This window comes from Sphingomonas sp. Leaf38 (genome assembly GCF_001421825.1).
Taxonomy (GTDB): Bacteria; Pseudomonadota; Alphaproteobacteria; order Sphingomonadales; family Sphingomonadaceae; genus Sphingomonas.
In genome coordinates this window covers 264,803-273,708 of record NZ_LMLD01000011.1, presented here as the reverse complement: position 1 = coordinate 273,708, position 8,906 = coordinate 264,803, and the positions used below count along the sequence as shown (strand labels likewise).

The 8,906-nt window shown below is 70.8% G+C and carries 7 protein-coding genes; 4 read left to right on the top strand and 3 right to left on the bottom strand.

Going from position 1 to position 8,906, the window contains the following annotated elements; translation table 11 throughout:
• Nucleotides 1-80: 80 nt before the first annotated feature.
• Nucleotides 81-1,358: an RsmB/NOP family class I SAM-dependent RNA methyltransferase gene (locus tag ASE88_RS08675; RefSeq protein ID WP_056477549.1), complete on the bottom strand. Its 1,278-nt coding sequence runs from the start codon at nucleotides 1,356-1,358 to the stop codon at nucleotides 81-83.
• A 106-nt stretch (nucleotides 1,359-1,464) separates the two neighbouring features.
• Between ASE88_RS08675 and ASE88_RS18340 the strand changes: the two genes are divergently transcribed.
• Together ASE88_RS18340 and ASE88_RS08670 are read left to right on the top strand one after the other, a co-directional pair.
• Nucleotides 1,465-1,623 (top strand): DUF1674 domain-containing protein, encoded by a 159-nt coding sequence (locus ASE88_RS18340; protein WP_082466406.1) that lies wholly within the window; start codon nucleotides 1,465-1,467, stop codon nucleotides 1,621-1,623.
• Nucleotides 1,624-1,862: 239 nt separating this feature from the next.
• On the top strand, nucleotides 1,863-3,692 hold the full coding sequence (locus ASE88_RS08670; RefSeq protein WP_235527887.1) for an AsmA family protein: 1,830 nt from the start codon (nucleotides 1,863-1,865) through the stop codon (nucleotides 3,690-3,692).
• 134 nt (nucleotides 3,693-3,826) lie between these two features.
• Here ASE88_RS08670 and ASE88_RS08665 read toward each other — a convergent pair whose 3' ends face one another.
• The gene (locus ASE88_RS08665) at nucleotides 3,827-4,804 is read right to left on the bottom strand and encodes an NAD(P)H-dependent glycerol-3-phosphate dehydrogenase (RefSeq protein ID WP_056477545.1); all 978 of its coding nucleotides are present in this window, start codon (nucleotides 4,802-4,804) and stop codon (nucleotides 3,827-3,829) included.
• 11 nt (nucleotides 4,805-4,815) lie between these two features.
• Complete coding sequence (gene tsaD, locus ASE88_RS08660) at nucleotides 4,816-5,844, bottom strand: tRNA (adenosine(37)-N6)-threonylcarbamoyltransferase complex transferase subunit TsaD (RefSeq protein ID WP_056477542.1); 1,029 nt, start codon at nucleotides 5,842-5,844, stop codon at nucleotides 4,816-4,818.
• Between the two features lie 60 nt (nucleotides 5,845-5,904).
• Here tsaD and hemC point away from each other — a divergent pair, with 60 nt between their 5' ends.
• Together hemC and ASE88_RS19465 are read left to right on the top strand one after the other, a co-directional pair.
• Nucleotides 5,905-6,810 carry a hydroxymethylbilane synthase gene (gene hemC / locus ASE88_RS08655; RefSeq protein ID WP_056477540.1) on the top strand — a complete coding sequence of 302 codons (906 nt, stop codon included), beginning with the start codon at nucleotides 5,905-5,907 and terminating at the stop codon, nucleotides 6,808-6,810.
• Between the two features lie 7 nt (nucleotides 6,811-6,817).
• The gene (locus ASE88_RS19465; RefSeq protein ID WP_235527886.1) at nucleotides 6,818-8,464 is read left to right on the top strand and encodes a uroporphyrinogen-III synthase; all 1,647 of its coding nucleotides are present in this window, start codon (nucleotides 6,818-6,820) and stop codon (nucleotides 8,462-8,464) included.
• The last annotated feature ends 442 nt before the right edge of the window (nucleotides 8,465-8,906 follow it).

Sequence of the window (8,906 nt, the reverse complement as noted above, 5' to 3'; positions counted from 1 at the left end):
GGAAACGGAACAGCGGTTGCCCTGTCCTCCCCCTCCGTCTGGCAAGTGCCAGCCACCTCCCCCTGGCGGGGGAGGTTCTGTCAGGCGCGCTTCAGGCGGGCGATGAAGAAGCCGTCGCAGCCACCTTGCTCGGCGAGCATGCCGGGGAGGGTGCGGACGGTGCCGGCTTCGGTCGGGGTGATGCCGGCGGGGAGTTCGGACTGGTCGACCGGCGCGATCGTGTAGTCGCTGCGCGCCGCGAGGAACGCATCGAGTTGCGCTTCGCCTTCCGACGGCTCGAGCGAACAGGTGGCGTAGACGAGCGTGCCGCCGGGCTTCACCCAGTCCGCCGCGCGGGCGAAGATGCGCGCCTGCAACGCCGCGGTCTCGGCAATGATCGAGGGGCGGACGCGGTGGAGCACGTCGGGGTGACGGCGGAAAATGCCGGTCGCGCTGCACGGCGCGTCGATCAGGATCGCGTCGGCGGGCTCGGTCGGCGCCCATTCGAGAATGTCCGCGTTGACGACTTCCGACTTCAGATGCGTGCGATACAGGTTCTCGCGAAGGCGCTTGATCCGGCTCTGCGAATTGTCGACCGAGGTGACGGTCCAGCCTGCTGCGGCGAGTTGCAGCGTCTTGCCGCCAGGCGCGGCGCAGAGATCGAGGACATGGCCCTCGCCCTTCCCCAGCAAGCGTGCGGGCAGCGAGGCGGCGATGTCCTGCACCCACCACGCGCCGTCGCCGAACCCAGCCATGTCGGGGACCGAATCGTGGTCGCCGAGACGAATATGGCCGGGCATGAAGCTCTCGCCGCCGAGCTTCTCGCGCCAGCCTTCGGTTTCGGACGGGTCGGCGATGGTCAGGTCGAGCGGCGGCACCTGGGCGATCGCGCGGCCGGCGGCGTCGACCATCTCCTCGCCCCAGGCGGCTTCCCAGCGGAGTTCGACGGGGGCCGGCAGCGTCGGGACTTCGGGGAGCAGCATGTTGGCGCGGAACAGCGTCCCGAAGACGCCGTGGACGAGTTTACGCGGGCCGCCGTCGACCAAGGGCAGCACGGTCGAGATCGCGGCGTGCGACGGCGTGCCGAGGATCAGCACCTGGACGAGTGCGATGCGCAGCGCCATCCGCGCCTTCGCATCGTCGGGCAGGTTGGTCTTGGTCACCGAATCGATCATCGCGTCGAGATCGGGCAGCCGGCGCAGCGTCTCGGCGGCGATCGCATGCGCGAGGCCGCGATCGGGGCCGTGGATCGCGCGCGTGGCGGCGGGCAGCGCGGATTCGAGCGACTCGCCGCGGCGGAGCACGGCGTCGAGCAGGCGGAGTGCTGCACGGCGGGTGGGGACGCCGAGCGGCTCGGGGGCGTGGGTGTAGTCGGGCATGTGAAGGTCCTTCGCGTTCGGTTTGCCGCGTGGCACTTGTGGCAAAACGACGCGGCGCGCCCCATGTGGCGGTTACGACGCCAACACGCAAATCCGGAGAGCCGCGATGGGCCAGCGCCCCGATCATGTGAAACCACCCGAATATCTGGCGAAGACCACGCCGGTGCCGAAACCCGAGGCGATCGTGCCCGACAAGGACCCCGAACCGCGCGATCCCACGCGCTATGGCGATTGGGAGCTGAAGGGCATGGCGATCGATTTCTGAGGGTTCTGTATACCGCGACGCCCGCAACGGGAGATACCACCCCGGCGGAGGCCGGGGCCCAGTTGGAGAGGTCGTCGTAACGGAGCGCAGTGCTTCGTTAGCGACGTTTCCAAACTGGACCCCGGCCTTCGCCGGGGTGGTAGGTGAGGCAAATCTGCGGCAGCGGTCCTGACGCACGCGGAACGAATAGCCACTCGGCGCGTCGCGGTGGGATGAGGGGATTCTTCGGGAAACGCTGGGTGAAAATCACCGGCATCGTCGTCGCGAGCGCGCTCGTGCTGGGGCTGGTGGGGTTGGCCGCCTTCCCCTGGGGGTCGCTCAAGGGCGTGATCCAGCGGCAGCTCACCGCGCGGTTCGGGCGGCCGGTGACGATCGGCGGGATCGAGCGCGTCGATGCGTTCGGGTTCAACCCGACGATCCGCATCACCGACGTGCGAATCCCGCAAGCCGACTGGGCGGGCAAGGGCGATTTCGTGCGGTTGCGCGAGGCGGAGGCGACGTTCTCGGGGCTCGCACTGCTCAAGGGCGCGTTCGGGCCGCGCGATGTGAAAGCGCGCGGGCTGCGCCTCGTGCTCGTCCGCGACAAGCATGGCCGGACCAACTGGGAGCGGCCCGGCAAGCCCAAGAGCGGCGGGAGTTCGACCGATCTCGACGCGCTGACGATCAGCGACAGCGTCATCGAATATCGCGACGACAAGCAAGACCGTTTCGTCACGGCGCACTTCGTATCGGATCCGGTCCACGGGATCCGCGCGACCGGTAGCGGCACGATCCGCGGGGCGGCCGTCCGGATCGCGGTCGCAGGGCCTTCGGTGGCGAAGTTCCAGGGCAAGCCTTGGCCGTTTACCGCGTCGATCGATGGCGATGCGCTGTCGATCAGCGCGAAGGGCCAGATGGACACGCCGCTCGATACCGACGCGATGAGCCTCGACGTGACCGCGCGCGCGACCGATCTGAAGCTGATCGACGCGGTGATCGAGGCGGGGCTGTTCCGGACGGAGCCCATATCGTTCAGCGCGCATGTCCGTCACGACCAGCCGAAATGGACGGTGACGCAGTTGAAGGGCGTGGTCGGGCGCTCGGATTTCACCGGCCACGTTACGGTCGACAAGCAGGCGGGGCGCAGCAAGGTGGACGGCGACATCGTCTCGCGCCAGTTCGATTTCGGCGATCTGGCATCGGACCGGGGCAAGGCCGAGGGCGCCGCGCTGGAACGCGCGATCGGGCCGCGGCTCGTGCCCAACACGCGGATCGATATCGGCAAGATCGACACCACCGATGCGCGGATGGGGTTCCGGATCGGGCGGATCGTCAGCGGCAAGGGTGCGTCGCCGATCCTGTCCGCCAGAGGCGTGCTGGCGATTGACCACCAGCTGCTGACGCTGAGCGATCTGGTCGCGCGGCTGCCGCATGGCAACGTCACGGGACGCGTGACCGTCGACCAGCGCGGCGACCGCAAGGTGCCCACGGTCGATATCGACCTCCGGCTGCGCGGCAGCAGCGTGCAGGATATCGCGGGCGGCGGCGGCGATTTCAGCGGCAATGTCAGCGCGCGCGTGCGGCTGAAGGGACCGGGCGAAACGATCCGTGCGGCGGTCGGGCGGTCGAACGGTACGATCGGGTTCGTCGCGCGCGACGGGCATTTGCCGCAGGGGATCGCGGCGGCGCTGGGCTTCGATGCGGCGCGCGCGTTGCTGGCCAAGGATGGCGAGCGCGCGGGTCTGCGCTGCGTCGTGCTCAGGCTCGACGTGACGCGTGGACGCGGGCGGGTCGATCCGATGATCATCGACACGACCGCCAGCCAGTTGCGCGGCCAGGGGAGCGTGGTGTTTCCCGGCGAGACACTCGACATCCGGCTGACCGGCACGCCAAAACAGCATGCGCTGCTGCGGTTGCCGGGGTCGGCCTACATGACGGGGACAATCGAGCGGCCGCATGTTACGATTCCCCCCGAGGTGAAGTCGGTCGGGAATATCTTCAAGGCGATTGGCCGCGCGATCACGGGGAAGCAGGGGCCGGTCGCGGGGGACGCGGATTGCTCCGGGCTGGCAGCGCGGGTGCTGCGGTGACCCTCGATCCTCCCCCGCAAGGGGGAGGTGGCTGGCACTTGCCAGACGGAGGGGGCGGTAAGCGACACGTCGGTTCCGTGTCCTCCCCCTCCGTCGCTTCGCGCCGCCTCCCCCTGGCGGGGGAGGATCTTAGGTCAGCCCGCCTCGCCCTTGAGCGGCCGCGCGAGCAGGTCGCCGATCACGTCGCTGACGGGCGCGCCTTCCAGCAGGCGGCAGACGGCCTCGGTGATCGGCATGTCGACGCGCGCGTCGCGGGCGGCTTCGCGGAGGACGGGGGCAGTGAAGGCGCCTTCTGCGACGGTGCGGCGGTCGGCGAGCAAGGTCGCCGCGGAGCCGCCACGGCCGAGGCCGACGCCGAGCGAGAAGTTGCGTGAGCTGGTCGATGAGCAGGTGAGGACGAGGTCACCCAATCCTGAGAGACCGGCGAGCGTTTCCGCGCGCGCGCCGCGGGCGAGGCCGAACCGGGTCATCTCGGCGAACCCGCGCGCGATCAGAGCGGCGCGTGCGTTCTGGCCGAGGCCTGCGCCCTCGACCACGCCGCAACCGATCGCAAGGACGTTCTTCACCGCGCCGCCGATCTCCGCCCCCGCGACGTCGGTCGAGACGTAGGTGCGGAAATGACGCGCGGCGAGACGCGTCGCGAGCCGCTCGCCAAGGTCGGCATCCTCGCACGCCAGTGTGACCGCGGTGGGCAATCCTGCGGCGACTTCGTGCGCGAAGGTCGGGCCCGAGAGAACGGCGATCGGTGCATCCGGGTGAACCGCGCGCGCGACTTCGCCGACGAGCCGCTTGCTGCCCGCCTCGATCCCCTTGGCGCACAGCACGAGCGGGATGCGGCCGACCGGCGCAGCGGCGAGGACGCTACCGACATGCTGCGCGGGCGCGACGACGAGGATCGCGTCCATGGCGGCGAGCGCGGCGAGGTCGGCGGTCGCGCGGATCGTCGGCGAGAGCGCGACGCCCGCCAGGAACAGCGCGTTCTCATGGGTCGCGTTGATCGAGTCGACGACGGCGGTTTCGCGCGCCCAGAGAATCACGTCGCGGCCTTCGTGCGCCGCGACCTGCGCGAGTGCCGTGCCCCAGGCGCCGCCACCGATGACCCCGATCTTCATGGCAGAGGCGTTCATGCCTTCACCCCCGCGCCACGCACCGCTTCGGCGTTGGGGTCGAGCGGCCAGCGCGGGCGCGCGGCGACGTCGAGCGGATCGGTGAGGCCCGCGGCGAACCGCTCGGCCCCCGCCCAGCCGATCATCGCGGCATTGTCGGTGCACAGCCACAAAGGCGGCGCGACGAAGCGGAGACCGTGTGCGCTGGCGAGCGCCTGCAACGCGCCACGCACCGCGGTGTTGGCCGCGACGCCGCCGGCGACGACGAGCGCGGTAGCGCCGTGCGACGTACGCAACGCCTTGGTCGTGCGATCGATCAGGCAATCGACCACCGCGGCCTGGAACGAGGCCGCTAGATCCTCGGGCGAATATTGCCCGACGACGCGTGCGACCGCGCTCTTCAGCCCGGCGAACGAGAAATGCGGTTCGGCCGAGCCTTTCAGCGGACGCGGCAGCGGGACTGCCTTCGGATTGCCAAGCGCGGCGGCGCGTTCGACCGCGGGGCCGCCGGGAAAGCCCAGGCCGAGCAGCTTGGCGGTCTTGTCGAACGCTTCGCCGGCCGCGTCGTCGATCGTCGTCGCCAACCGCCGATACGCGCCGACGCCCTCGACCAGCAGCAACTGGCAATGGCCGCCGGACACGAGCAGCAGCAGATACGGAAATTCGAGGTCCGGGTCGGACAGCCGCGGCGAGAGCGCATGACCTTCGAGGTGGTTGACCGCAATCAGCGGCTTGCCCGCGGCGTGCGCGAGCGCCTTGCCCGTGACGAGCCCGACCATGACGCCGCCGATCAAGCCCGGCCCCGCGGTCGCGGCGATCGCATCGACTTCGGCGAGCGTCAGCTTCGCATCGGCGAGCGCCGCGACGATCAGCGGCTCGAGCGCCTCGACATGCGCGCGCGCGGCGATTTCGGGGACGACGCCGCCGAACGGCGCGTGCGCGGCCTCCTGTCCGAGCAGCCTGTGCGCGAGAACCTGCCGGTCGCCGGTGACGAGCGCGGCGGCGGTTTCGTCGCAGGAGGATTCGATGCCGAGAATGATCATCATGGCTCTGTATATGGGTGCGCGAAGCTTGTCGAAGCCCCACCCTTTCTGCATGGCGCCCGGATGACTCGTTTTCGGCTCGGTACGCGGGGGTCGCCGCTCGCTCTCACCCAGGCAGGCCTGGTGCGCGACGCGCTGTGTACGGCGCATGGCTGGTCGCCCGACGATATAGAAATCGTCGTGATCCGCACCACCGGCGACCGCGTGCAGGATCGCGCGCTGGCCGAGATCGGCGGCAAGGCGCTGTGGACCAAGGAGCTTGATCGCGCGCTGCACGACGGCGACATCGATTGCGCGGTGCATTCGATGAAGGACGTCGAGACGATCCGGCCGCAAACGCTGAAGATCGCGGCGATGCTGCCGCGCGCCGACGTGCGCGACCGGCTGATCGGCGCGGAGACGCTGTCCGACCTGCGCCAGAACGCGGTGGTCGGCACGAGTTCGCCGCGACGGCGCGCACAGATGCTGCGGCTGCGGCCCGATCTGGAGATCGTGCTGATCCGCGGCAATGTCGACACGCGGCTCGGCCGGGTAACGAGCGGCGAGATGGATGCGACGTTGCTGGCCGCCGCCGGGCTCGACCGGCTCGGGCGCGACGACGGCCATGCGATTCCGACCGACGTGATGCTGCCCGCGCCCGCGCAGGGGGCGGTCGGGATCGAGGTGCTCGCTGGACGCGCGGCGGGCGGGATGGTCGCGGCGATCAACCACCGCGATACGAGCCTGTGCGTGCTGACCGAGCGTGCGCTGCTCGCGCGGCTCGGCGCGGACTGTCACTCGCCGGTCGCGGCGCTGGCGTCGCTCGCGGGCGAGACGCTGACGCTCCGCGCCGAGCTGATCGCGGAGGACGGCGCGTGCGACGTCGCGGGATCGATCGAGGGGACGGTCGACGACGATCTCGGAACGGCGCTTGCCGAAGACCTGCTGACCCGCGCGCCCGCCAGCGTCCGGCGGCTGTTCGCGGCATGACGCCGCCATGACCCGCATGGTCGTGGTGCTGCGGCCGGAGCCCGGCGCCACGCGCACCGCGACCGCGCTGCGGGCGCACGGGCTGGCGGTGCGGCAGGTTCCGCTGTTCGCGGTCGTGCCGGTCGATTGGACGCCGCCCACCCCGACCGGGTTCGACGGGCTGTTGCTGACGAGCGCGAACGCGGTGCGGCATGGCGGGGCGGGGCTGGACCTCTTTAAGCGGTTGCCGGTCGTGGCGGTCGGCGCCGCGACCGCGGCGGCGGCAGCCGAAGCGGGGTTCGCGGTCGCGGTGACGGGGGACGACGACGCACGTGCGGTCGTCGCCGCGGCGCGGGACCGCGGGTTCGCGCGGTTGCTCCATCTCGCGGGGCGCGAGCGGGCGCCGACCGAGGACGGGGTCGAGGCGGTCACCGTCTATGCCGGCGATGCCGTCGCGGTGGCGGCGGACGTCGTGCGATCGTTCGACGATGCGCTGGTCCTGGTGCATTCCGCGCGCGCCGCGACGCGGCTGGCCGAGCTGGTCGACGACGCCGGCGCGGACCGCGCGCGCATCGCATTGATCGCGATCAGCCGCGCGGTCGGCGACGCGGCCGGGACGGGCTGGGCCGCCATCGCGATCGCCGCCGCACCGACCGATTCCGCGATCGTCGCGCTCGCGGCCGCGCACGCCGACACGCGCGCGATTGACCAGCGCACGCGCGGCGGGGATAAGCACGCCATGAGCGACTACGTGCCGACCGATCGCCCACGGGCACGCGGACCCAAAATGGGTGTCATCCTGGCCTTGATCGGCCTGGCGTTCGTCGCCGGGCTCGGGCTGATGGGCTATGCCGTCCGCACGCTGCCATGGTTCGCCAATCTGCAGGCCAGCAGCGCCGCGTCGACCGCCGCAGCGCAGAAGCTCGCCGCGAGCAGTTCGGGCTATATCCCGTCGCAGCCGCTCGGCCCCGACGGCCAACCCCAGGCTAATCCACCAGTCGATACGACGGTGCTGGCGACGCGCGAGGCGACTCTGGCGGCACAGTTGACCGCGCTCGAGGCGCGCGCCGCGGCGATTACCACGGACGCCAGCGCGGCGGGCGGGCAGGCGACACGCGCGGAAGGGCTGATGGTGGCGTTCGCCGTGCGCCGTGCGCTCGATCGCGGGGTCGGGCTCGGCTATCTCGAGGAGCAGTTGCGGCTGCGCTTCGGCCAGGCGCAACCGCGTGCGACGACGTTGCTGATCCAGACGGCGCGCCAGCCGGTGACGCTGGAGGATCTTCGCCAAGGGCTCGACACGATCGCCCCCGACATCACGACCTCGACCGGCGAAGGCTGGCTCGACACGATCCAGCACCAGATCGATTCGCTGGTGGTGCTGCGCAAGGCCGGCACGCCCTCGCCGATGCCGACCGATCGCCTCGCCCGCGCGCGCCGCCTGCTCGAAGCCGGCCAGGTCGAGGCGGCGCGCGCCGAAGTCGCGCGTCTGCCCGGCGCGGCCCAGGCGGGCAACTGGATGGCCGCCGCACGCCGCTATGTGGTGGCGCGCCAGGCGCTCGACGTGATCGAGAACACCGCGCTGATCGGCCAGGCGGGGCAACCTCAGCCCGCCCCGGTCGTGATTCCGGCACCGGTCATCGTGACGCCGGCACCGGATCCCGCGGGCGGCGTCTAACCGGCCGGCCAGCAGGTCGCCAGGCGCAACGGTCGCTGGCGTCGGGCGGGGATACCGGGTGCCAGTAAGTTCGGTCGCGGGGTCGGTTGCGCTCGCGGTGGTGATTTCGATCACGGTGGTACCGTGGGCGGTATAGTCCAGTGCGCGCTTCTGCGGCCATTCCCCCGATAGACCGTCCCGCGCATCGCTTCAGGGTCCAGCCGCCAAGACCGGTTCTGCTGGTCATGCGCGCGACGTCGGCGTTGCGATTCCGGATGTCGCGCCATGACGCGCGACGCCTTTCGCACACAAGCAAAAACCCCGACGACCGAAGCCGCCGGGGTTGCGTACCGCGCGCAACGGGTGCGCGCGGATCCGACCGGCATCGACATCCTCGGGGGGGCGATGCCGATGCCGATACTCGGATTACTGAAGCAGCTTCAGGACGCTCTGCTGGCTCTGA